The organism is Fictibacillus barbaricus, from assembly GCF_031457135.1.
Taxonomy (GTDB): domain Bacteria; phylum Bacillota; class Bacilli; order Bacillales; family Fictibacillaceae; genus Fictibacillus; species Fictibacillus barbaricus_A.
The window spans coordinates 243,864-268,702 of the sequence record NZ_JAVDWA010000001.1 but is presented as its reverse complement, the minus strand read 5'-3'; the positions used below and the strand labels follow the sequence as shown (position 1 = coordinate 268,702).

Sequence of the window (24,839 nt, the reverse complement as noted above, 5' to 3'; positions counted from 1 at the left end):
AGGCGGTGAGCCACATTCGGACGTTTCACTTGTAAGTGTCTCACCTGCCAGCCTGTCCCGCAGGAGTCTCACACCTTTCACTCCAATCAACCTATCATTTGAGTCAAATTACAAAACTGCCCCAGAAGCAACAATCTTTTAGTATAGAGCCTTTCTAATAGAATCTTTACCTTTGACTACCAGGCTTTAATACGAGAATACTTTTATCATCATAATCTTTAAGGATGGTATGTGTCTCATGATACTTTCCGGTCGCCCAGTCCTTTACTTGATCGCTGTACCACGTGCTTAAAACGTGCCCGGATTGACCTGGACCGACAACATGATAAGCGTTTGATGTGTCTGCCATATCAATGACATACTTCCATGCGCCGCCATGTGTAACAATACCACTCTCCCTGTCCCACCCTGCAACACCAACGGTAACCCTGCTTCCGCCCATATCTTCTGTCTGTGGATTAAATAAGAGATTCAAAGGCTTTATCGCTGATAATGGATGTTCAAACGTAATTTTATGGAAGGTGCCCCATTTCCACTTCGATACGTTATTTCCATATTGATCTGACAGTTCAGTTATTACATGTTCAAATGACTTATTTGTCACATCTACAAGACCTCCGTGTTCTTTTATCCAAGGTCCAGGTTTCCCTGCATAGGCTTTACGGATTAATTCATCAACCACTTGCTCGCGGCCATCAAACATTTTCAGCATTTCTACGCTAATTTCGTCTTTGAAAAGCTCATCGCTGAACGCTTCCATCCATTTATGAAAAATGAGCGGTGCAGCACTATTTTTGCTGTCTTTTAAGTTCCATTTCTTTAAAAGAGATACGGCTTCTTTTTCGCTTTTGCTCAAAGGCTGCTTTTCGACTTGCTCTATTAAAATCGGAAGCAGCTCCTCTGCCTGTTTATCATATTGATCAAATTGCAGTGCTTGCATATCCTTTGCTGTAAATTTCTTATTTTGTTCCAATACTTCTACGATACGCTCTTCTCTATAAGGCTGTGCGAACGAGTCAGTAATGTGATAAGGGTAAGTGTCATCTGTCACTTTATTGTTGGCCGTTGCAACAAAACCTTTTTCCGGATTCACCATGGTCGGCAGCTTATCCCAAGGAATGTAGCCATTCCATTCATATTCATCTGTCCATCCTGGTACTGGTAGAGAAGTGTATTTTTGCTTGCGGATCGGAATAAGTCCGTTAGCTTTATAAGCGATCGTACCATCCGTACTGGCAAAGACAAAGTTTTGGGCAGGAGTATGGAAGGACTGAAGAGCCTTTTCAAACTGTTCCCAGTTTTTTGACCGGTTCATCTGAATAACCGCTTCCAGCTCTTTAGATGGCTGAAGTGCTGTCCACTGTAAAGCAAGTGCCTCACCTGGTTTATCTTGATGGGCGAACTCAGAAATAACCGGACCATGTCTTGTTATTACCACCTCTTGATTTACATCAGGTTTGTCTTTTACTTTGATGACTTCATTTATAACGGTTGCTTTTTCCCAATTGGCCATGTATTGAAATTCATTTGGATTCTTCGGATTTCTTTTTTCTACATACAATTCTTGTACATCTGGACCAACATTTGTTACCCCCCATGCGATTGTGTCATTATGTCCAACGATAATGCCAGGGATCCCTGCAAAAATAACGCCGCTCACATTATAATCAGGGGCACTTAATTGGGTTTGGTACCAAATCGATGGTGTGCCGAGCTGCAGGTGCGGATCATTTGCTAAAAGTGGTTTTCCAGACTTTGTTTTACTCCCAGAAACAACCCAGTTATTGCTGCCATTACTAAAGTCGGGAATATAAGCATCAGCAAAACTTTTTTCAAAATTGATGCCGCTTTTCTTTAAATCATCTAAAATTGCAGGGGCATCTGCAGGATAACCAGGAAATAAATCAAGTGCTTTTTCTCTATTGAATTTTTCCATCAAATAATAACGAAACGCTTGTCCTTCCCAATGTCCGCCAAGATCAAACGCCATGTATTTACCGATTACAAGTGAATCTGAGGGTGTCCACTTCTTTGGCTCATAACCAACAAGCGTAAACTCGATCGGCAATGTATTGTTTTTCTTTGCTTTTTTGAGATAAGTATTCACACCATCTGCATACCATTGCAGATATTGCTTCGCTTCGGGTGAATATTCATTGTATGAGGCTTCTGCAGCTCTTCGCAGCCCAAGTGTTCTAAAAAAACGATCCCGCTGAACTGTTTTTTCTCCTATCACTTCACTTAACATACCAGATGCTTGACGCCGGCTTAAATCCATTTGAAACATTCTGTCTTGAGCTGTTACAAATCCTTGAGCCATAAACAGATCCTTCATATTCTTTGCTTCAATATGAGGAACGCCGTTAGTATCTCTTTGTACCTTCACTTCTGCATCTAGACCATTTAAAGAAATCGTTCCGCTAATTTGCGGCAAGCTTTTGTGTAATAGATAATAGGCTGTTCCTAATGCAGCTCCAACAAGCACAACAATAGCAATACTTATCATCAATAAACTCTTTTTCCACGTTAATCTTCTTCGTTTGCTTTTTTTCTGAAGAACGACATCCACCATTGATTCCCCCTAGAATTGTTCATCTGACATTCCTCCTATAAATTTCTCCATAAAAATGGAATAACCTGTGACTTACGGTATGCAAATGGAAAAAGTTGGCTCAATTCGATACTTTTCACCTGATTTCAAAGAAAACAGACATTTTTTTCAAAACTTTATCGAATATCTCAACAAACAAGCAAAAAGCCAAAATAAAAAGGAGAAAGCAGATGGCTAAAATTCTCGTCAACTTCCAGCTCAGCCATGGCCAGGACCATTTTACACAGGGTAATATTGTTGTAGATTTAGCACCTGGAAATTCAAATCTCCACGATCAAGTAAGACATATCATCGCCAGACAGTTTAATTGTCCTGAAACAATTATTTCAATTACTAAGCTTGAATTGAATGGATAAAAGTACAAAAAACTATCGAGGCTGAATATTGGGATCTCTAGATGCATCGGCTCGCCCGCTTTTAAAAAAGTGCATAAAAAAAAGAGGTGCTTCATCAAGTTGAATGCACCTCTATATGTATAGGGGACTTCATTATCTCACGAAAGATTAACAGCTTTAAAGTTCCATAAGTCATATACCGCTAGGCCTACATACATTCCGATAAACGGTAATGAGCCCCTTTTCCACTTCAACGCATAAACCTTTTGTCACATTAAAAGAGCGAACCAATGATGTTTGAAATTTCCGCTTCGTTCATATTGCCCTTTATACCCGGGGCATCAGCAAAATAATCTACAGCTTCTTCTTTTGTTAATCCGATTTGGCACAACCCTTTAGCAATCGTCATCATGTAAGGTACTGGCGGACTGTTTAAAGGCTGTTCATCTATATCAAGATTAGACGTAAAGGTAACCATTGGATAGCCTTCTTCTTCCCCCACATATACCATGCGGCCATACCAGCCGTCACCTTTCACATGGATAAATCCCTTTTCCTTTACTTCTTCCAAATCAGCTTCGATCTCTTCACAGCTGTTTTCTTGTGCCGTTACATCTAAAAACTGTTCAGAAGTCACCAAATATTTACGGCCAATGGTTTTATATTTTTCACTCTTTTCATGACCGATAAAAGCAACTCCGCCTTCTCCCCACTTTGTCCGATTTCCTGCAAAATATAAAGGATACGGTAAAACAGCTTTACCAATTTGCAACGGTTTCGCAGGATTTCGGCATCCTCTTTCTTTCAATGTTGATCCTTCTGGCTGCTCACCAAGTATATAGCATAAGAAACGGTGTTCCATTAAGTTTGAACCATAACTTACGTACCAAACATAAGAAGTATCCAATCTATATTCCTCCTAGAAATTTTTCTTAAATAATTGTCATGAAGCAACCTTTTTTTCTATACATTGAAATACACAAAAGGGGGAGTCAAAAAAATGGCTAGAAAATGGTTGCTGTTTTTATTTGGTTTATTCATCTTCCTATTTGCTCTATTACTTGCCACACCTGTTTTCGGAATAAGTAAATTGTATAATTAATAGGTCTATTTCACTATTATCGTTTCCTTGTAAAAATAAAATAACTTTTATGTAGAAAACATATTAGGAAAATAAACCCATTTACCTAAAATCTTTATTGAGAAATAGTCATTACGATTCTTGTTTCAAAACCACAATCGGGATAAAATGGAAATTATACAATAGTTTTCCTTCTCTAATTTCTGTACGAGTTATAGCATTTAATTTATTAAGGGGGGATTTTGTATGACAGTATTTGAAGCTATGTCGTTAATGATTGGTTTTTCAATGCTTGTTCTTACCATTATCCGCTCCAAAGACAACTCTTAAAGAACATAGAGATTTATTTTGTATTTATCCTGCCATGCAAGACGCATGGCATATTTTTTCGTTTATCCTATTGTATAGATGAACTCATATCTATGTAAAGAAATCTTGGTTTTCAATATAGATTTTTTCGCTCTGTTGCTCTTGAAAGAGATTGATTTCCGTTTCAGGATGCTCGCTTTCCTCGGGCCGTGCGTTAAGCCGACTCGTCACCTTAACGACATGGAATGGTCTCACCTGTCACACAGATCCCTCAGGACAAGGAAGGCAACGGCTGCAATATATCGCACGAAGAAAATGTAAAGTTCATTTTCGAGGAGTCTCACACCTTACTCCACTTAACTTGTCAATGAAGTCTCTTTACAAAATTGATCTAAAAATCTTTAAGAACAAAGTAATAAAATAAAAACCTTGCAGGAGATAACTCCCCCTGCAAGGTTTTATTGTATTTATGCTTTCTTAACAACAATCTCTCTATCCACTACATTCACCGCTAATTTTTCTAACGTTTCTTCATCTAACAAAACATCTGCGATTTTATCTTCAATCTGCTCTTGAATAATGCGGCGCAATGGTCTTGCCCCAAATGCAGGATGGTAGCCTAATTTCGCCAGCTTTTGTTTAGCTGCTGAAGTAACAGTGATTGAGATATTTTGTTCTTTTAGTTGTTCAGAAAGTTCCTCAAGCATAAGATCCACGATTTTCACTAAATGCTCTTCTTTTAATGACTGGAACTGAACGATGCTGTCAAAACGGTTCAAGAACTCTGGCTTAAAATAACCACCAAGCGAATCAAGAATTTGGGTTTCTTTTTCGACTTGATCTTGATTGAAGCCGAGCTTTTTCGTTTGTTTAGCACCCGCACCAGCATTACTTGTCATAATTATAACCGTATCTTTAAAGCTTACCGTACGGCCTTGGCTGTCAGTTAATCGTCCATCTTCCATGATTTGAAGGAACATATGCTGAACATCTGGGTGAGCCTTTTCGATTTCATCTAATAATAAAATGCTGTAAGGCTTACGGCGTACTTGTTCAGTCAGCTGTCCTGCTTCCTCATGCCCCACATAACCTGGAGGTGAACCAATCAGCTTGGACACGGCGTGTTTTTCCATATACTCACTCATGTCTAAGCGGATCATGCTTTCTTCATCACCGAAAAGTTCTTTTGCAAGAGTTTTCGTAAGTTCTGTTTTACCAACACCCGTTGGACCGACAAACAAGAAAGATCCAATTGGCCGTTTCTTTGCCTTTAGACCTGCACGGCTTCTGCGGATAGCTTTTGCTACCTTTTCAACCGCTTCTGTCTGGCCAATGACTTGTGCGGATAATTTTGCAGCTAGTTCTTTCATTTTAGATTGTTCATCATGCTGCAATTTACGGACCGGAATGCCCGTTTTCGTTTCAACAATATTTTGAATGTCTTCTACGTGAACAATCGCAGCTTCTTTATCATTTTCTTGAGATTTTAATTTTTCTTCCAGTACAAGTTCTTCTTGGCGAAGTTTTGCTGCAAGTTCATAGTTTTCATCAGTTGCAGCTTGCTCTTTTTCTTTTACAATCTGTTCTAAACGATCTTCTACAGATGATTTTTCAATCGTAATGTGTTTAAGGTTGCTCTTTGATCCAGCTTCATCCATCAAATCGATCGCTTTGTCAGGCAAGAAACGATCTTGAATGTATCGATGCGATAACTGTACACATGCTTTCAAAGCCTCTTCTGTAAACTTCACCTGATGATACTCTTCGTATCGCGGAGCAAGCCCTTTTAATATCTCAAATGCTTCATCCGCAGTTGGTTCGTTTACAATAACCGGCTGGAAGCGTCTTTCAAGTGCTGCATCTTTTTCAATCTGGCGGTATTCTTTTAATGTAGTTGCGCCAACCATTTGCAGTTCACCACGAGCCAAAGCCGGTTTTAAAATATTTCCTGCATCCATTGAGCCTTCAGCAGATCCTGCTCCCACAATCTGGTGGACTTCATCTACAAAAAGAATAACGTTTTTTCGCTTTTGAAGCTCTGCAATCAGCTGCTTCATTCGTTCCTCGAACTGACCTCTTACACCAGTATCTGCAACGAGTGATGCTACATCCAGCAAGTATACTTCTTTATTTAACAGTTTAGCTGGTACATTGCCCTCAACAATCTTCGTTGCTAATCCTTCTGCAATCGCTGTTTTACCTACACCTGGTTCCCCGATTAAGACCGGGTTGTTTTTCGTACGTCTGTTTAAAATTTCAATCACTCTTCGAATTTCGTCATCTCTGCCGATGACTGGATCAATAATTCCTGCTTTTGCAGCGTCTGATAAGTTACGTCCAAATTTATCTAAAAAGCCTCCGCTGCGTTTTCCTTTTTGAGTTTGTTCCTGCTTTTCAATGTGCTGGTCATTAAATGCTTGACCATTCATCATTTGTTGGAATATATCATCGAAAGAAGAAAAGTTCATGTTTACTCCTCCTCCGCTGTTCATTTCTTGTTTTACTTTATGATAGCAATTAGAGCAAAGTACAAATTGCTTCTTTTCTTTATTCATGGAAATACTCATTTGGATCGTAGCAGGATTAACTTCACATTGTTCACAACGCATATTTGTAACCCCCTAATATAATTTTTTATTTCAACTTACTATAAGCGTTGAATTTCTTCGTCGACTTTGTCGTCTCGCTTTTCGTAACTTGTAACAAGATTATCTGATCAAGAGTTTGACTTTGACTTTCTTTGACCATTAACCTTTATCCATATTATACTTTGACCTTTTTTGACTTTCAAGTATTTTGTTTCTGATGAAAAAAAAGGCTGTTTTCGCAAACTTTGTTGCTCTTGAATGGGGTTAATCTCCATTGCACGACTCGCTTTCCGCAGGGTGTGCGGTGAGCCCAATCGCCGCTTAGCGACATTGATCGGTCTCACCTGTCCCACTCATCCTGCTGGAGTCTCGCCATTCCTCTCCGATTAACTTTCCAATGAAGAGGTCTCTTAAAATCTCTCAGTAGCAACAACCTTCTAGAAAAGAGCCAATAAAAAAAGAAAAGATAAGCTCTTAACTCATCTTTTCCCTATTTTACTGCCATTTAAAAGTGATTTTTTGTCGATAATCTTCTGTTTCTCCTTTTGGTGTTAACCAAACTTCCAATTCATATGATCCTGGTTTTAAATCTTTCACTAATAGATCTTGTTTAAACGTATCTCCTTGCTTCAACCTTAATGAAGATAAGACTTGCATGAACATATGATTCTTTGAATATTGATAGACCACTTTACCGCTGCTGTCTTTGATCACATAATCAAATTTTTGACTTGTTGAAAATTGAAATTGTTTTTCTTTTTCCGTTTGATTTTTTAATGTATAGCGAAAAAGGATGCCCTTCGCATTCTGAGTTTCCTGAAGCTTCAATGCAGACTCAATCTGCCCTGCTGCAATTCCATTTTGTTGCTGTTCTGGACGCTTTTGTTCTTCACTCTTATGATTTTCACTCTTTTTCCCATCACCCATGACCGGTTCTTCTCTCCCCTCAGATTGGTTTGAGCTGTTCTTCATTCCACAGCCCGAAATGGCTATTGTGATACATACTGCTAAAAGTATACCATGCAATAAATTTGTTCGTTTTAACACCGTTCATCACCTCAATCCTTAGTTTAGGCATTTTTGTCGATTTTCATGTTATTTAAAGGATTTTTGATTACTTGTATGTAAAGTATACCTATACCCCAAAAAAGGAGTGTGTGTTCTTGAAAACTGCACAAATTGATTTATTACTTGAAATGAAAAAACGCACATCTGAAAAACGAGCTACACAAAATGAAACAATCCTACAGCAGCATAGCCGTGATGAGTCGTATCATACACCCGTCTCACCTGATGTAGTTGTATACCCTTCTTCGACTGAAGAAATTTCTTCTATTATGTCATTCGCAAACGAACATGGAATTCCTGTCGTGCCTTTTGGAGCAGGCTCGAGTCTCGAAGGTCATTGCATCCCGGTAAAAGGCGGAATCTCGTTAAATTTTCAAGAAATGAACCAAGTTCTCGAAGTCCGTCCCGAAGACTTTTTAGTGAAAGTTCAGCCTGGGGTAACTCGAACTCAGCTAAACCTGGCTTTAAAGAAATACGGTTTATTCTTCCCAGTTGATCCAGGTGCAGACGCAACGATCGGCGGTATGGCAGCCACAAATGCGAGTGGAACAACGAGTGTAAAATACGGGATCATGCGTGATCAAGTACGTAATTTAAAAGTTGTTTTAGCAGATGGTAAAGTAATCAACACTGGCGGATTAGCTGCAAAGTCTTCTGCAGGCTACCATCTTACAGGTATGTTTGTTGGATCTGAAGGTACACTTGGTGTGTTTTCAGAAATCACACTAAAAGTTTACGGCATTCCCGAAGCGATACTTGCTGCCCGTTGTACATTCGATTCTGTACAATCCGCTGTTGAAGCGGCTGCTTCCGTTCTTGGTTCAGGAACAGGAATAGCAAGAATGGAGCTTGTAGATGAACGTTCGATTGTACAAGTAAACAAAAACAGTGATACATCCTACACCGAGGCTCCTACACTGTTCTTGGAGTTCCAGGGCAATCCTGCAAGTGTTCCTTATGAAGCTACTTTGACAAAAGAATTGCTGGAAAGCTTTGGTGGTCTCGAATGGGTTGAGGAGCATGACTCCTTAGCACGGGCAAAACTTTGGGAAGCACGCCACCATTTGGCGTATGCCTTCAAACACGGTTACCCTGGAAAATCGATGATGTTCACAGATGTTTGTCTTCCTTTATCTGAATTATCGGGAGCCATTGTGTATGCAAGAGAAGTGATGGATACAGTCGGTGTTCCTGGTGCCGTTTTAGGTCATGTTGGTGATGGAAACTTCCATGCAATTCTGATGTACGATCAAAATGATTTGCAGGAGCGTGAAAAAGCGGATAAAGTAAATGCTGAAATCGTAAACTACGCTCTTCAAAAGGGGGGGACATGTACAGGTGAACACGGTATCGGCATCGGAAAAGCTAAATATTTAGCAGAAGAACATGCGGATACATTGCCGATCATGAGTGGAATCAAAAAACAATTGGATCCAAATAACATATTGAATCCGGGCAAAATCATACTATAGTAATGAAACAGAAAGCTTGTTTCATTCGTATTCGTATGAATGAGTAGAAAAATGATAGGGGGTTCCTTTTGATGATCGTTGTCACTACGGAAAATATTAAAGGATATGAAATTAAAGAAGTAAAAGGTTCGACGTTTGGTGTTGTTGTCCGTGCAAGGGGCATAGGCGGGGATATCATGGCAGGACTTCGCGGAATTTTAGGCGGAGAGATTAAAGAGTACACTTCCATGCTAGAAGATGCACGTAAACAAGCGATCGATCGCATGGTAAAAAACGCTTCTGAAATGGGTGCTAATGCAATCATTATGATGCGCTTCGACTCCGGGGAAATGGGCAACAATATGAGCGAGATCGTCGCTTACGGAACGGCTGTTGTTGCAGAAAAAGAATGACGGCACTTAACCTTTTTATCGGCTGGCAAGTCCTTTGTTTTGTCGCACTTATCATTTTAGCTATTCTTTCATGGGTCTATTACGATAAACGTTATAAGAAAAACAATATATCCAAAGTACCTTCGGGCTATATTTGGACAGATGAAATTTCGATCGATCCAACCACCGGCAAAAAAGAACGGGTTTATTATAATCCTGATACTGGCGACCGGTTTTATAAACAAGAATAGCCATATAATGAGCACACGGTGAAAATCCCGTGTGTTTTTGTTTTTGAACCCATTTTGTCTGGGTTTGTTGGATCACCGCCTTTGTTTGTTGGATTACCGTCTTTGTTTGTTGGATTACCCCCTTCATTTGTTTGATCGTGTTAAAACACGCCATAAAAATACCGCCAACTACTGATCGTCAGGTTGGCGGCTACCATTTATACTTTAAATTTATTAATCGTTTCATTCATCTCTTCGGCTAATTGTGACAATGCATTAGAGGATGATGAAATTTCTTCCATACTTGCCAGTTGTTCCTCTGCTGATGCTGATACTTCTTGTGTTGATGAAGCTGCCGTTTCAGCCATATGTGAAATCACTTCGATCGATTCCACTACTTGCTCAGTGCTAGCAGACATTTGCTGTGTTGCGGCAGAAATTTCACCTACTTGATTGGATACTTCTGCAACGCTCTCAAACAAGCTTTGGAATGCCTCACCAGATTGATGAACGAGATTTCTTCCGCTCGTTACCTCTTTTGTTCCGCTTTCCATCGCGTTAACAGCTTGTTCAGTTAATTCTTGAATACTCGTGATCAATTGGCCGATTTGCTGTGCAGAAGCTGACGATTGTTCAGCAAGTTTTCTTACTTCATCTGCAACAACTGCAAACCCTCTTCCTTGCTCCCCGGCACGGGCTGCTTCAATGGCAGCATTTAGCGCCAGCAAATTTGTTTGACCTGAAATTTCGGTAATGACATCCACAATGTTCGTAATCTCTTCAGATTGTTCACCTAAATTTTTAACGACTTGAGACGTATTTGTAATCGACGTATGAATCGCGTCCATCTGTCCGATTGTTTTACGAATTGTCGCGTTGCCGCCTTCAGCTACCTGAAGTGATTTTGATGATGACTCTGACATGGTTTGCATGCTGACTGCAATCTGTTGAATACCTGCTGAAAGCTGATTCATTGCTTCAACAATACTTTCAACTGTTCTGACTTGATCTTGAGAGCCGCCGGCCACTGCTCCAATCGTCGCTGCAATTTGTTCCGTCGCCAAACTTGTTTGATCAGCACTGGCGGATAATTGTTCAGATGAAGCTGCTACCTGTTCTGCTGTAACTCTTATTTGTCTGATCAATGCTGCAAGGTTTGTCCCCATATGGTTGATTCCATTCGCCAACAAACCAATTTCATCCTTGTTTTTGACCTGAATGGGATCCATCGTCAAATCCCCGTCTGCGATGTCATTCAGCATATCAGACATTCTTACCACTGGTCTGGAGATCATTCTTGAGATGATGATTCCAATTACAATTGCGGCAATAACAATAACGATGCCCAATATGGTTATAAGGGTAACCACGAACGATTCTGCTTCATGGACTCCTACTTTCCCTTCATCCATGAGATTTGATTGCCGGTTAGACATTTCCCTCGTAATTTTGCTCATCTCATCCCCTAAAGGAAAAAGGGTAGACTTCGCATACTCATTGGCCGCTTCCATATTGCTTATAGAATTCTGTAATACTCTATTGGACTCATTTTTATAGTCATTGTTTAAATAATAAATTCTTTCTAGTTTTTTTTGATCTGCCTTATTCTTAACAAGTTTCATCATTTCTGCAGTCAATACATCTATCTTGTCAGTCGAATCCAACAGCCTAGATTTGCTGCTTGAAGATTGTTCAAGTAAATATTCGCGTACACTGTTGCTTTGGATTGTTGTCTGAAGCTCTATTTGAGAAGCTTTTTGAGAAATGACTGCTCTTCTATCAAGAAGATCATTATATGTATTTTGCATATCTTTTAAAAAGTAAAAGAAAACACCGCATGTTGCTGCAAATAGTACAGCAATCGTTAAAAATGAACCAATCAATTTTCTGCTTAAACTTAATTTCATACGTCACCTCTTCTTATGCATTTGTTTTTTTGAAAATAAACGGACAGTTCAAAACCATGATTAGCTGTTCTTTATGTTTAGCTACCCCTTGAATGATTGATTCCTCATTTTGCGAAATTCCTGGTGACTGAATTGCTTCTGTTTGCAAATCAATGACATCTGTTGCGGCTTCTGTTAAAAGTCCAATAAATCCCTGTTCATTTTGTAAAACAACTATTCTGGAGTGGTCTGTAACAGTTATTTTTTCCGTTCCAATCAATTGACCAAAATCTATGATTGGGATGATATTGCCTCTTAGATGAATAACCCCTAATATTTCTGCAGGCAGATCAGGCATAGCTGTAATTTCCGAAACACGTTCAATCGATGCAACGTGGTCGATATTCAAGCAGTATTGTTCATCTCCATATGTAACCATTACCATTTTCAAAGATTGAGTGCTAAGTGACATTTCACTTGCTCCTTTTCTAGGTATTTCGAAGTGATCCTAAAATCTCGTGTTCCTTTCTTTTTATCGGTTTCATCTGGAACTTCTTTTAGCTTCAAATATGAAAACATATTCAAGAAATTTATCTATACAAAAAAACCACCCAAGCGCTATGCCTGGGTGGTGTTCCTTATCGATTCAATTCTATTGTTTGGGTTGAATGAGCTGGTATCGAAACTTTTACTTCCACATATTGTTTTGTTCCGTAAAGCTGTGATTCAATGACTTCACCCTTTGAAGGAGTATAGCTGCCTTGTGTCATATAAAACGGCATGCTTATTGTTATCGGTTTATTTAATCGATTGGTTACCGTTGCAGTTTGAGTGGATTGTGAGCCATCGTTGGGCAATTTAAAATTATTTTCAAAAGAAACAACTCCAGCTGATGTGTTTCCATTTTCATATACTGGCATTGATTTATCAGGACCTTCGTAAACATACGAATTAAATTTTTTGTTTGCAGGGTCTTTCTCAAACAATCGATAACCTACCCATGGTTTTCCTGTTAATTCGATTGAGGACGTTGTTGAATACAGAATGCCATCCTGTTCAGTAATATTATCAACGTGTGTATGTCCATGAAGAGAGATATCCACATTGTTTTGCTTCATCACATCAATCAGTTCATGAGCCCCTTCGCCATGCCATTGCTGATCATAGGTATTTCCGATCTTTTCACCTTTTATCAATGTTGTAAGGTTTTGCGGGTTATGCTTGGCGTCATATTCTTTCCAATAATCTACAACCTCAGGGTCTGAAGTTGGCCAGATGTCGCGATCCCGCCAAATCGGGTTATGGTGTGAGAACAGTCCTTTGATTTGTTCAGCACTAGCTGTCGCCTTATTTTCTGCTAAATCTTTTTTAATCCAGTCCATTTGCTGTTCGCGAACCTGCCCACCCCACGTAGGCACAGAAACTGTTCCATGTCCCTGTCGGTCAAACTTATCCCAGTCAAAAGAATTATATCCAATCATATGTGCATAAGGACCGTAATCAAACGAGAAGTACTGCGGCCCAAAATATTGCTCCCAATATTTAGCCCCATCTGCTAATGTAGCGTCCTGAGCGTAGTAATCATGATTTCCTGGCACGATATAGACAGGCACATTAAACTGCTTCAGAATTCTGTATGTTTCTTCATATTCATAAATGTACTCTTTCGGATTCATCTGCCCGAACATGAGATCACCTGTTAAAACAACAAAATCTGGTTTTAATAAATTCACTTGTCTGATCGTTTTTTGAAGATACAGCCAGCGTTTTTTCAAGTCTGGATCCCACATTCCCGCTTCTGTTGCATTGTTAGGATCTGAAACGTTTCTTGGAGAACCAACATGAATATCTGTTAAATGAATAAATGTAAAATCCTTTTTAAATTCTTTAATGATTTTCACTGAGTTTGGTTCATCATCTGTGATCCGGGAACCGTCACCAGTATAAGCCACCTGCAAATCAAACAGTTCTTCAGGTACATCATCCGGTATTGAAACCGTTACTTCATAAATGGATGAGCTTTCTTTCCAATAGGAAGATCCTTTTTTTACGCTTTTCACCGGCAAATTAAAAGATCCGTCTACTTTTGCGTCTTCCACAGGATTCAAAGAAATATTCCAGCCTGCGGGCTCTTTGCCTTTCGTATCAACTTTAACCGTAAGTTCAGAGCCATTTTTCTTTATAGCTGGTGTCGCCATAAGGGGGTAAATAATATTATCAATTTTCGGATCGAGAGCAATATTAGGAACTTCGTCTAAATAATGAGTCGTATTCCCCATGCCTCCATCTTGCTTCTCTATTCCTGAAAAATAAGCAGATGCTTGTCCTGCTGGCAGTGTCATTGCTAAAGCAATAATAAAAGCCGTTAATTTTGTTTTCCATCTATAGGGTCTTTTCATGTGTGTTACTCCCTTCAGTGTTGTAAAACAGCTTACACTCCAAAAGTAACAGCACATTGTTAATTTCGTATTACAAAAATATAAATACAGTTTAAATATTACACAAGTGTGAAAAATTTTTATATTTCTTTCAAGCGGTTTAAAGCCTCTTCCTTATCGTAAGAACTATAGATTCGATAATCATTTTCATCAAGAATGCGAAAATGTTTACTGATCATATTTTGTTGAAGCTTGTATCCGTTTTGTGAAATCACTTCTTTCCACCAGACATTGCCGCCCCATGTTTTTTCTTTAGGATTTGCTACATAATCATGAACAACGACCTCCATAACGTCTAGAGGGTCACCGCCTAATGAATGATATAAAATTTCAGAATTTCGAAAAAGCGCACATAAGGCAACAATAACTGTCCAGCTTGCCTTTACTCTTTCTTTTTCAATTTGCACCAGCGTCTTCTTAGATATTCCCAATATATCCGCCATTTTATCTTGTGTATAACCAAGTTCTGTCCGTACGAGTTTAATTTTATTTGTCAACAGGTTAATAACTTCAATCTGTGTCATCCATGTTCTCCTTTTTTTCCTTTTAGGAACATTTTACACAAAAAAACTCCTTCCTACAAAAAGGAAAGGAGTCTAATGATACGTGTAAGGTTCCCATTGAGCCAAATCATACACACCTGTATTGATGCGGCTGCTTTCCATCTCCAGTACAGAGAGCAAATCGTCCGGAAGCTGATGATAATGACTGGTAAGATCAACTTGATCTCTTGGTGAAGAAATCATCACCGTAAATAATTTCTTCTCATCCATATTCATACCGTGAACATGAATATAGTTTAAATCTTTTATCCGATAGACAAAAAATATCCTGTATTTCCCCATTTTTTCCACACTCCCTTTACAAACAGTGTGGACTGATTTTTCAATGATTAAACTCCTTGAACAGGAATTGTCGGCACTTCGATTTCTACCTTTGTTCCTTGCCCTTCAACGGACGAGAATCGGATCTCACCGCCATGTTCTTCTATGATTTTAAAACAAACCATCAAACCAAGACCCGTGCCTTTCTCTTTCGTCGTATAAAAAGGCTCTCCTAATGTTTTAAGCCGTTCAGGCGGAATACCGCAGCCCTGATCCATTATCATGATTACGATGGAGTGATTTCGGTTCTCAATTTTAATGTGTATTTCACCTTCTGCATCCATGCTTTCTATTGCGTTTTTTAATAGATTGATAAAAAGCTGCTTTAACTGGTTTTCCACTCCATATACAGGAGGGATCTTATCTTGAATATTGACCCAGATTTGAATGTTTTTGATGATTGCTTGTGTTTCTAAAAGTCTTACAACACTATAGATTAAATCTTTAATATTCGTATATTCAAAACTGACTGCCTGTGGTTTCGCTACTAGCATTAACTCACTTACTATGTCGTTGATCCGGTTGAGCTCTGACTCCATAATTCGTAAATATTCTTGCCGGATTCCATCGTCCGCATCCGATAACAGTTTCGTAAACCCTTTTAAGGAAGTAAGGGGATTCCTAATTTCATGCGCAACACCAGCAGCCAGTTCCCCCAGCACAGAAAGCTTTTCTGATTTCAGCATAAGCTCTTCAGTCTGTTTTGCTTTCGTTACATCTCTCGCAAAGGTTACTAAACTTTCTACCTGCCCTTCTTTTGTCAGAACAGGGACACCGCTCACTTCAATTAACATCCAACTTCCATTACGGTGGCATAGCCTGAATTCCGTTTGAAACATTTCTTTATCCCTAATGGACTTTATAAATTGCTCTGATAGATTTTCTAAATCATCAGGGTGTATAAGATCAAGAATCGAGCCTTTAATTTCACCTTCTTCATAGCCGAGAACTGCAAAGTGAGATGGCGATACGTATTGGACAGACCCGTCCGTATCAATAACGGTAATCAAATCAGTAGAGTTCTCCGCTATCAAACGATACTTCGCTTCACTTTCACGCAATGCTCTCTCCACTTTTTTCTGGGATGTTATATCTCTATAAACGATAACAAACCCCATGATTTTCCCTTTCATATCACAGATATTTGAAAAAGAAGCAGATACATCAAAAATGGTCCCATCTTTATGAATTCTTTGCGTTTCATGCAGAGGAACAGACTGTCCTTGTTTGAGAAGCTGTATGATTTCATTCGATTCTTCTTGTAAATAGTCTGGTGTGATGACAGGCTGTAAAGGGTTATCTTCTGCAAAATCTTCTTCAGCCCATCCGAACATCTGTACAAAAGCATCATTAACTTTAATGACTTCTTGTCTTGTATTCAAAATTAGAATAGCATCTGTTGTACCTTTTAGAACAGACTCTAACAAATCTAATGCAACGCTCAGCTCTTCTTCCTTTTGCTTATGTGACGTAATATCTCTTCCCGTCACAACCAGCAAATGAGGTTTTCCGTCTTCTGTATAGGTTGGATGTTTAATGAGTTCCAGCATAACTGACCGGCCGTTTTCCAAAATGATTTTTTCCATTGTTTTAATATTCTTGCCGGTGCTCCATGCTTTTTGATCGGATAATTTACACCGTTCGATCATTTCTAGTGGAAGTCTTGTTGGGAGATCCTCCAGTTTTTTTCCTTTGTACGACTCTTCATATATTCCATAAATATTTAACGCAAAGCGATTTGCTTCTGCCCATGTTCCATTCGGATTTTTTAAACACACAAATTCAGGAAGTACGTCAATCATTTCTTTAAACGTACTTACTGAAGGAAGTTCGTCGTGTTCCAATATGTTCATTCTTCTCACCCTTTTTTACTAGAACTTCTTATTGTGTACTATTTAAAGATAGAAAGCCCGTTTCCTTCTTCATATTTTTTAATTCGAACGTCAAATCCCAACTTTTTTCGTCATAAAATGACAAAAAGGCCCTTTCAATTTAGAAGGGACCTTTAGTAGTTTATGACGATTATACGGCTTTTACCGCTTCTTTTAGCGATTTTCCTGGCTTAAATGCAGGAACATTGCTTGCCTGAATCATGATTTCTTCACCAGTTAAAGGATTGCGGCCTTTTCTTGCGTTGCGGTTGCGGGTTTCAAATGTTCCAAATCCGATGAGCTGAACACTTTCACCATTTTTTAAAGCATCTGTAATTGCATTTAATACTGCATCAACCGCAAGTGCTGATTCTTTTTTGTTCATGCTTGTTGCATTACGTACTGCATCTACTAAATCCATTTTTTTCATTATAAATATCCTCCTTCAAACATTAAGAATTATTGCTTGTGTAGCTCCATTATTAACGAAAAAAGAAGTTTTCATACAGGAAGATACAAAATTCCGAAAAATATTTCAGTAGATTGCTATATCGGTTGTTTTTGTAAGTGGTTGATCTCTGTTTCAGGATGTTCGCTTTCCGCGAGGGGTAAGGTGAGCTCATTCGTCGCCTTGCGACATTGAATGGTCTCTCCTGTCCCACTGATCCCGCAGGACAAGGAAGGCTTCGGCAGCTTTACATCGCACGAAGAAAATGTGATTTTCATTTTCGAGGAGTCTCACACCTTACACTTCAATCAACTTTTCAATGATGAGATTCTCCAAAAAAATCTCTCAATTGAAACAACTCTTACATAAGAGCTTTTAGAAAAAAGAAATTAAAAACCTTGAATCGTCATTCCGCCATCTACAAACAGCGTCTGCCCATTCACATAATTTGATGCTTCACTTGCCAAAAAGACAGCCGGTCCAACAAGATCTGGCAATTCTCCTACTCTCTTTTGAGGAGTTACAGCTAAAATATCATTTAAGTACTCTTGATCAGCGAGCAATTTTTCCGTTAGCGGTGTCTTGAAGTACCATGGACCGATGCTGTTGACATTGATTCCGAACTGTCCCCATTCTAATGCAAGATTCTTTGTCATCTGAATGATAGCAGCCTTTGTTGAGGCATAGACTACACCTGTTCTGAGCGCGACATGACCGGCAACAGATGAAATGGTAAGAATTTTTCCTCCGCCATTCTTCTTCATACGTTCACCTGCTTTTTGCGAGAACCAGAAGGCAGACCGAAGATTCGTATTCATAATTGTATCCCATTCTTCATCAGACACATCGAGTGCTTTTGAACGGATATTCGTACCAGCATTATTGATTAAAATATCGACGCTGACCTGCTGTGAATCGAGCTCACTAAAAATGGATTCAACATGGCTTTTATTCGTCACATCCGCTTCATGGATGAAGGCAGTTCTTCCTAACTCCCTAATATGTCCTGCAACTTCTTCCATATCAGCCTGAGTTCGAGACACGAGGACAACATCAGCTCCCGCTTCAGCAAATCCGATCGCAATCGCACGTCCGATTCCTCTTCCTGCTCCTGTAACGAGAGCTGTTTTTCCGTTTAAAGAGAATGATGGTAAATACACGTTTATAGCCTCCTATTTTTACAATCTATTAAATTATTCATAAAGGTCAGGGGAAATGGAGAAGTAATCATATCGATCTCCTGTGTAGCCTGTTTCTTGTGTACCTTTCATGGTTGTAATACTTATTTGATATGGCAACCCAGGCTCATGCTCTTCTTCTTTTCCATCGTCATGTGCAGCAGCATCTATTGCATGTTCTTTAATACCTGTAGTTTGTATATCCCATAGCTTAGCTTTTTCCTGTTCAGGAGAGAATTCCTCACTGCTTGCAAAAGCCACATGATAGAAATCTCCTTTTGGTATCATCTTCTTTAGACCGGTTTGATCAAGTACATGAAAATAGATAGACGGAGAAGAAATATAATTCATTCCCTCCAGCACCATAGCGGACTCATTTTCTTGCTGAATGGAAGGAGCAATCTTATATGTACCTTTAACTTGCTGAACCCATGCCGTCATATTTTTTCCATCTTTCACATAAAGCGCGTTATAGTTGAATTCCTGTATCTTTCCGCTTTTTTTGAACGATAGTTCCAGGTTAGTAATCACTAGATCACCGTTAGCATTCAAAGCATCTTTAATTTTTTCATAGTCTTTGGAAAAATTCATCTCAAATGCATTTGCAGAAGATGCCTTTACCGAAAAATTCCGTTCGTAATAAGCATTTACTGAATGTGTAATGACAATGCCCGATAAAAAAGATATTACACCTAAACCAGCAGCCCATTTTTTGGCTGTCTTATTTTGAGAGAGCTTAGGCAGGAAATAAAGCAAAAATACAAAAATACCGACAGGAAGCACCCAGTCTTGCAAGTGGAATGTAAAGGTGCCAAGAAAATAGTAGAAAATCATTTTCCAGCCAGCGTATTTCTCATCTCGATCCGTCTTTTTTATGAAAATTACGATTAATACTAGTAAAAATAGTATGGACATACCCCACCTTAATGTCGGTTCAAACCATCCCACTTACACTACCTCCATTTTATCGGATTAAGAATTCATGATTCACCATATTCCGCCTGAATTGTTGTTACGATCGCATTAATGATTTGACCTTTTAATGAGTCAGGTACAGATTCACCAGTAGGATATGAAAAGCTGGCAATGCCTGTTTCCTCCTTATACGTAAAGCCAAAATTAATCAGCTTCTGCTTAAGCAATTCAGGCAGTTCTGCGGAACCTGACTTTGCTTTGTTTAATTCTGTCTTACCAGCGTCCAGTGAGCTATCATCATTACTTGTATGGATATAGAATAAGTCGAGGTCACTGTGAGTAATCCATTGTCCTTTGGAGAAAATGGATAATCTGGAGTTCTCGAGGCTTGATATACCGTCCAGATTTACTCCGAAAATTTGATTAATTAACAATCTGGTCTCAGTACAAGAAAGCGAATATTCGTGAACTTCAATATATCTGTCCATCACTTCCGCTTTTGGCATATTCATAATTTTTCCGTCTAAATCTAGTGATTCCGGATCAATGTTTAAGGATACCCTGACACTTTTCATAATAGGTTCCGGATACACATTTAGCTTGATTCCGTATTTGTTTTTAGAAATCGCATCTAAATCGATACGAAAGGTTTCAAATACAGCTCTGCGCACATCCTGACCTTTCACTTGTTTACCTAAGGATTCAAGGTAGTTATCCATTGCTGTTACTTTTGATAGTAAAAGAGTTGCCATGATTTACTTCCTCCATTTTTTGGATATTAATTGTAGTGTATCAGATTCTTCCTTGTGCTGCGGGTTTTATTTTTGGTGATGTTGGGACGGGTGAAAATTTTGTCGTTCGATGAAGCCCCGTGGTTATTTCATTAAAAAGTCTTGGTAAAAGGAACAAATTTGTGGGATCAGCATCATTTTCTCTCGGATTATAAGTTAGAAGTCTGGGAATGCGCTCAAAAAGTCTGGGATTAGGTGTTTTTCCATTAAATTTAGCATCTACATCCTCATATAAAAACCAAAAACAGACATACCACAATTGGCATGTCTGTTTTATTATGTCTCTACCCATTCTTTTCGAAGGGTGAATAAATCCTTTAATTCGTCAGTGGATAATTCAGTAATCCAGTTCTCACTTTGAATTACCTTCTCTGAAAGCTCTTTCTTACTTTCAAGCATCATATCGATTTTCTCTTCTAGTGTCCCAAGCGTTATCATTTTGTGGACGGTAACAAATTTTTTCTGACCTATGCGATGTGCACGATCGGTTGCTTGATTCTCGACCGCAGGATTCCACCAACGGTCATAATGAATGACATGGTTTGCTTCCGTTAAATTAAGACCCGTTCCGCCCGCTTTTAACGACAAAACAAAAACGGCATTTTCTCCATTTTGAAAGCTGTCAATCATTTCGTCACGCTTCTGTTTCGTTAAACTGCCATGCAGAAACAAAACAGGCTTTCCAAACTTCTTTTCCACGTACCTTTTGATCATATCTCCCATAAAAATGAACTGAGTAAAGATCAGACACTTTTCATCTTTTTCTAAGATGGCATCTAGCAGCTCGATCATTTTTGAAAACTTTGCTGACTGATCCTCAGCCTTGGTAAGCTTATCATTTTTTGTATAGAGGTATGGATGATCACAAATTTGTTTAAGCTTGCCGAGCATGGCGAGAAGCAGTCCCCGCCGCTGTATGCCTGTTACTTTTTCAAGCTGCTCAAACGTATCCTGTACAAGTCTTTCATATAGGGAAGCCTGATCCTTTGTTAACGGACAATATTCCTTAATTTCCTGTTTTTCAGGCAGATTAAGCTGAACAGCCGGGTCCATCTTAGTCCGGCGCAGCAAGAAAGGCTGAACGAGCTTTTTTAGTTGGCTCAGCCGTTCATTATCATTTTCCTTTTCCACAGGCAGTACAAACTTTTTCTGAAATGAAGGCTCACTGCCAAGATAGCCTGGGTTGAGGAAATCGAATATGGCCCAAAGCTCCAATAAGCGATTTTCAACAGGTGTTCCAGTAAGACCTATCTTATGACGCCCATTTAGCTTTCGAATACTTCTCGATTGTTTTGTATAGCTGTTCTTAATATTTTGAGCTTCATCCAATACGATGGCTTCCCAAAGCACCTCACCAATTTCGTTATGATCAAGCTGGCTCGTCGTATATGATGTGATCACTACATCAAATTGCTTATACCATTCGTGAAACTCCTCACCCTTTTTCCTGTTCGCTCCATAATGGAGACCAACTTTCAACAAAGGTGAAAAATGCTCCAGTTCTTTTTGCCAGTTTCCAATAACGGAGGTCGGACATATGAGCAAAAATGTCCCTTCCTGCTCCCCTTTTTCTTTCACTTTTAAGAAATAATCAATGGTTTGTACTGTTTTACCAAGTCCCATATCATCAGCAAGACAAGCGCCAAGACCATATCTTCGCAGAAAATACATCCACGAGCTTCCTGTGATCTGATAATCTCTTAATGTCCCATGAAGATTTTCAGCTTTTGGTTCCACAGGGATTGTTTTCACTTCGGATAATTGATCCATCCACAAGTTAAGAGGGTCATCCCATTCTATATCAAGCATCGGACCGTCAGCATCCATATCGAAAACATCATCAGCAGGATTCGTCTCCATGTTTAAAAGATGCTGTTCTAACACATCTTTCAGCTGGATACCTGATCGGTCTACATTTTTTATAAGACTTCGGACTTGTTTCATCCATTCCGGATCTACACGGTACCATTGACCATTTCTTCTCACAAGCCTTCTGCTGCCATCAACAAGCCTTCTAAACTCTTCTTCGGAAAGCTCCTCATCGCCAGTAGATAATCGCCAGTCAAATTGCATGATTGCGTTTAAACCAAGAAAGGATGGAGCTGTTCCGCTTGTTTGCGGCTTTGTTTTAATTTTCGCTTTTACCTTTGGCTGCATATCTTGTACTGTTTGCCACCATTCAGGTAATGTAACCGAAATGCCAATCTGCCTCAAAAGGTCGCTCTTGCCAGTTAAGAAATCCCAAGCTTCCTTTTCAGAAATTTCTTCTTTGATCTCCTTTTTGCTACCGATTTTCAGCCAGGAAATCAGTTTTGATGCAAGGTCTATCTCTTGCTCAACAGCTTCTTTATAGGATTTCCAATCATCCGGGTACAGTGTGCTTTTCCCTTTGTAAGGGACACGGATTCCTTCTCCTTTTTCTTGTAAAAAAGCATGGATCATCCATTCATCCTTATCTACACCTTCAAGTGGCTCATTAAGTTCAAAAATGATGGAAAACGGTTTTGGATCCTTCCTCCAGCCTATTTTAATCAGCCATTCCTCTTCATTCAAGTTCTTCAATGCCGATATGACCGGCCTTGAAATTCCCTTTACTAGATCTCCGCGAAAAGAAGCAGGTACGACTTCAGAACCGCTTTCTGGAAGTGAGGCGAGCGCTTCATTGATCCAAGCCGTTTCTATCCGTTGACCATCAGCTTTCCATGACCAGACCCCATCCTTCCATGCCTCGAAATCAGGAATAACACGCTCTTTTTTCATTAGTCTAAAAATCTCATTTGCTTCTTGGACAGTTTCCAATGATTCTGTATCCCAATTATGTTTTGCGATAAAAAAATCTGGATAGCGATTGAACAACAAAAACGCATCTCCGGCATTTAAATAAACATTTTGCTGTTCATCAGATTCGAGCATCGTCCCGTAAAAGGAAGACTGATGCCATGTGAATAACAAAGGTTTCCAGTCGCTGACATGCACTCTTTTTTCTTGTCTCGTCGCCCACAAGACCATATTGCCTTGCAGCCATTTTGTATGAAGTAAAAGATTGCTTGTATCGATCATGAAATAAACTTCCCTTTCCTTAGCTCTTCCTTAAAAGCTCTTAACCGGCCGTACACAGATGCGATTTGATTAATATATTTTGTAAAACGATCTTCTTCTCCTAAATCGAAATAGATGGACCGCAGTGTTTTTAAGTGTTTAATAGCTGATTGATAGGATTTCCTTGTTCGTTCATTGATCAGCCGGTCAATCGTTTGATGATAAATAGGCAGTACAGATTCTTTATTTAGTGAAATTACCTCTTTTAAATCTTTTCTTTGTATAAGTTCCGGCGAGTAACCCATAATTACTTGAAGCTCTACCCATCTCTCATATTCACCGATTACCATCAGATATTCACCGTATTCATAAAAAGTGATCGGCAAGAACTCGATCAGCATCTCTTCATACTGTTCTTCATCACCGGTATGCTGTGCATATTTCCAGAAATAATTCAGGTATTCATGAAAAAATTCACGGGCATTCGAGTGATAATAGTACGTATTTACTCCCTCTAAAAAGGTAGGTTTTAAATAAAGAAGCCAGGATAAGAGCCTATTCCACTCTTGCTTCTCAACTAAAAGCTTCATCCAGACTAAAAAATGTACCATTTCAATCTTTTTTTCATTCTTTTCAATACGCTGAAAAGCGAGTTCATCCTTTTTTCGCGCAAACGCAAAATGAACAAGCGCCAATTCAAGCATCTGAGTTGTTTTACCTGACTCTTTTTCTTCTAAAAGCTGTTTTTCATATTTTTCTAGCCACACATCATCTCTATATAAAAGGGACCAGCTGACCTGAAAGAGAAAAAATAATAAATACCCCCATTTAGGAGGAATTTCATACAGAATTTGAAAATTTCTTAGACTTTCTTCAATAAGCTTTTTATTCTCACTCAGCAATTTTTCACTGTTCATCTGTTTCAATGTCAAGTACATCTGGTCAGAAAGTTTATCAACTGTCGCCGTGAAGTTCGCTTGCATATAAGGGACAATTCCATATTGTGCTTCAAATGAAAAAAGACGAATCAACGTCTCAATCTGCACATGAAATTTGTAAAGCAAAGCAATATCTTCATCAAAAAATTGTCCTGCATTTAAAAGTGCAGGATAGTAATCCCGATAAATATGAACAAACGTATAACTCGTATCTTTACCGTCCGCCATGTCACGAAAGGAGACGGTTTGCATTTTACGTTTTTCAAAAGTTTCAAACCGATCAGAAAAGTATTCACGCCATAACTGAATGGAGTGCGTGTTTTGGACCTTTTTTTCAGGTGAATCATAATGATTTGTGTTTGTCTGGTCATTCATACGATCCATAC

21 protein-coding genes are annotated in these 24,839 nt (G+C 39.1%); 5 read left to right on the top strand and 16 right to left on the bottom strand.

The features are described from left to right. Nucleotides 1–166: 166 nt before the first annotated feature. Nucleotides 167–2,572, bottom strand: coding sequence for a penicillin acylase family protein (locus J2X07_RS01365; protein WP_310255806.1), 2,406 nt, complete (start codon nucleotides 2,570–2,572; stop codon nucleotides 167–169). Between the two features lie 209 nt (nucleotides 2,573–2,781). On the opposite strand from J2X07_RS01365, the gene J2X07_RS01360 reads away from it, so the two are divergent. Continuing rightward, entirely contained in the window at nucleotides 2,782–2,967 is a 186-nt protein-coding gene (locus tag J2X07_RS01360) for a hypothetical protein (protein ID WP_310255805.1), read from the top strand. Nucleotides 2,968–3,220: 253 nt separating this feature from the next. On the opposite strand, the gene J2X07_RS01355 is transcribed toward J2X07_RS01360, so the two are convergent. Then, entirely contained in the window at nucleotides 3,221–3,853 is a 633-nt protein-coding gene (locus tag J2X07_RS01355; protein WP_310255802.1) for a hypothetical protein, read from the bottom strand. A 420-nt stretch (nucleotides 3,854–4,273) separates the two neighbouring features. Between J2X07_RS01355 and J2X07_RS19945 the strand changes: the two genes are divergently transcribed. Next, nucleotides 4,274–4,357 (top strand): putative holin-like toxin, encoded by an 84-nt coding sequence (locus tag J2X07_RS19945; RefSeq protein ID WP_226536613.1) that lies wholly within the window; start codon nucleotides 4,274–4,276, stop codon nucleotides 4,355–4,357. Nucleotides 4,358–4,803: 446 nt separating this feature from the next. On the opposite strand, the gene J2X07_RS01350 is transcribed toward J2X07_RS19945, so the two are convergent. Then, a complete protein-coding gene (locus J2X07_RS01350; protein WP_310255800.1) occupies nucleotides 4,804–6,945 on the bottom strand; it encodes an ATP-dependent Clp protease ATP-binding subunit in 2,142 nt (713 codons plus the stop codon). A 474-nt stretch (nucleotides 6,946–7,419) separates the two neighbouring features. Further along, a complete protein-coding gene (locus J2X07_RS01345) occupies nucleotides 7,420–7,971 on the bottom strand; it encodes a BsuPI-related putative proteinase inhibitor (protein WP_310255798.1) in 552 nt (183 codons plus the stop codon). Between the two features lie 149 nt (nucleotides 7,972–8,120). On the opposite strand from J2X07_RS01345, the gene J2X07_RS01340 reads away from it, so the two are divergent. From J2X07_RS01340 to J2X07_RS01330, 3 genes are all read left to right on the top strand, one after another. Beyond that, nucleotides 8,121–9,464 (top strand): FAD-binding oxidoreductase, encoded by a 1,344-nt coding sequence (locus J2X07_RS01340; protein WP_310257355.1) that lies wholly within the window; start codon nucleotides 8,121–8,123, stop codon nucleotides 9,462–9,464. Nucleotides 9,465–9,535: 71 nt separating this feature from the next. Continuing rightward, entirely contained in the window at nucleotides 9,536–9,856 is a 321-nt protein-coding gene (locus J2X07_RS01335; RefSeq protein ID WP_310257353.1) for a YbjQ family protein, read from the top strand. Then, nucleotides 9,853–10,086: a hypothetical protein gene (locus tag J2X07_RS01330; protein WP_310255797.1), complete on the top strand. Its 234-nt coding sequence runs from the start codon at nucleotides 9,853–9,855 to the stop codon at nucleotides 10,084–10,086. Before J2X07_RS01335 ends, J2X07_RS01330 begins: the two co-directional genes overlap by 4 nt. A gap of 197 nt (nucleotides 10,087–10,283) precedes the next feature. Here J2X07_RS01330 and J2X07_RS01325 read toward each other — a convergent pair whose 3' ends face one another. The 12 genes from J2X07_RS01325 to J2X07_RS01270 form a co-directional block, all read right to left on the bottom strand. Continuing rightward, nucleotides 10,284–11,972, bottom strand: coding sequence for a methyl-accepting chemotaxis protein (locus J2X07_RS01325; protein WP_310255796.1), 1,689 nt, complete (start codon nucleotides 11,970–11,972; stop codon nucleotides 10,284–10,286). A gap of 13 nt (nucleotides 11,973–11,985) precedes the next feature. Then, the gene (locus tag J2X07_RS01320; RefSeq protein ID WP_310255794.1) at nucleotides 11,986–12,423 is read right to left on the bottom strand and encodes a chemotaxis protein CheW; all 438 of its coding nucleotides are present in this window, start codon (nucleotides 12,421–12,423) and stop codon (nucleotides 11,986–11,988) included. A 166-nt stretch (nucleotides 12,424–12,589) separates the two neighbouring features. Beyond that, a complete protein-coding gene (locus J2X07_RS01315; protein ID WP_310255792.1) occupies nucleotides 12,590–14,350 on the bottom strand; it encodes a metallophosphoesterase family protein in 1,761 nt (586 codons plus the stop codon). Between the two features lie 119 nt (nucleotides 14,351–14,469). Then, complete coding sequence (locus tag J2X07_RS01310; RefSeq protein ID WP_310255790.1) at nucleotides 14,470–14,913, bottom strand: helix-turn-helix transcriptional regulator; 444 nt, start codon at nucleotides 14,911–14,913, stop codon at nucleotides 14,470–14,472. A 72-nt stretch (nucleotides 14,914–14,985) separates the two neighbouring features. Then, complete coding sequence (locus tag J2X07_RS01305; protein ID WP_310255788.1) at nucleotides 14,986–15,234, bottom strand: hypothetical protein; 249 nt, start codon at nucleotides 15,232–15,234, stop codon at nucleotides 14,986–14,988. Between the two features lie 47 nt (nucleotides 15,235–15,281). Further along, nucleotides 15,282–17,126 (bottom strand): PAS domain S-box protein, encoded by a 1,845-nt coding sequence (locus J2X07_RS01300; protein WP_310255786.1) that lies wholly within the window; start codon nucleotides 17,124–17,126, stop codon nucleotides 15,282–15,284. A 169-nt stretch (nucleotides 17,127–17,295) separates the two neighbouring features. Further along, complete coding sequence (locus J2X07_RS01295; protein ID WP_066286854.1) at nucleotides 17,296–17,574, bottom strand: HU family DNA-binding protein; 279 nt, start codon at nucleotides 17,572–17,574, stop codon at nucleotides 17,296–17,298. 407 nt (nucleotides 17,575–17,981) lie between these two features. After that, nucleotides 17,982–18,752 carry an SDR family NAD(P)-dependent oxidoreductase gene (locus J2X07_RS01290; protein WP_310255783.1) on the bottom strand — a complete coding sequence of 257 codons (771 nt, stop codon included), beginning with the start codon at nucleotides 18,750–18,752 and terminating at the stop codon, nucleotides 17,982–17,984. 33 nt (nucleotides 18,753–18,785) lie between these two features. Further along, nucleotides 18,786–19,718 carry a hypothetical protein gene (locus J2X07_RS01285; RefSeq protein WP_310255780.1) on the bottom strand — a complete coding sequence of 311 codons (933 nt, stop codon included), beginning with the start codon at nucleotides 19,716–19,718 and terminating at the stop codon, nucleotides 18,786–18,788. A gap of 32 nt (nucleotides 19,719–19,750) precedes the next feature. After that, complete coding sequence (locus J2X07_RS01280) at nucleotides 19,751–20,437, bottom strand: hypothetical protein (protein WP_310255779.1); 687 nt, start codon at nucleotides 20,435–20,437, stop codon at nucleotides 19,751–19,753. Nucleotides 20,438–20,752: 315 nt separating this feature from the next. Further along, on the bottom strand, nucleotides 20,753–23,536 hold the full coding sequence (locus J2X07_RS01275; protein WP_310255777.1) for a DEAD/DEAH box helicase: 2,784 nt from the start codon (nucleotides 23,534–23,536) through the stop codon (nucleotides 20,753–20,755). Next, nucleotides 23,533–24,837 carry a hypothetical protein gene (locus tag J2X07_RS01270; protein WP_310255775.1) on the bottom strand — a complete coding sequence of 435 codons (1,305 nt, stop codon included), beginning with the start codon at nucleotides 24,835–24,837 and terminating at the stop codon, nucleotides 23,533–23,535. The genes J2X07_RS01275 and J2X07_RS01270 overlap by 4 nt, the downstream gene beginning before the upstream one ends. Between the last annotated feature and the right edge of the window lie 2 nt (nucleotides 24,838–24,839).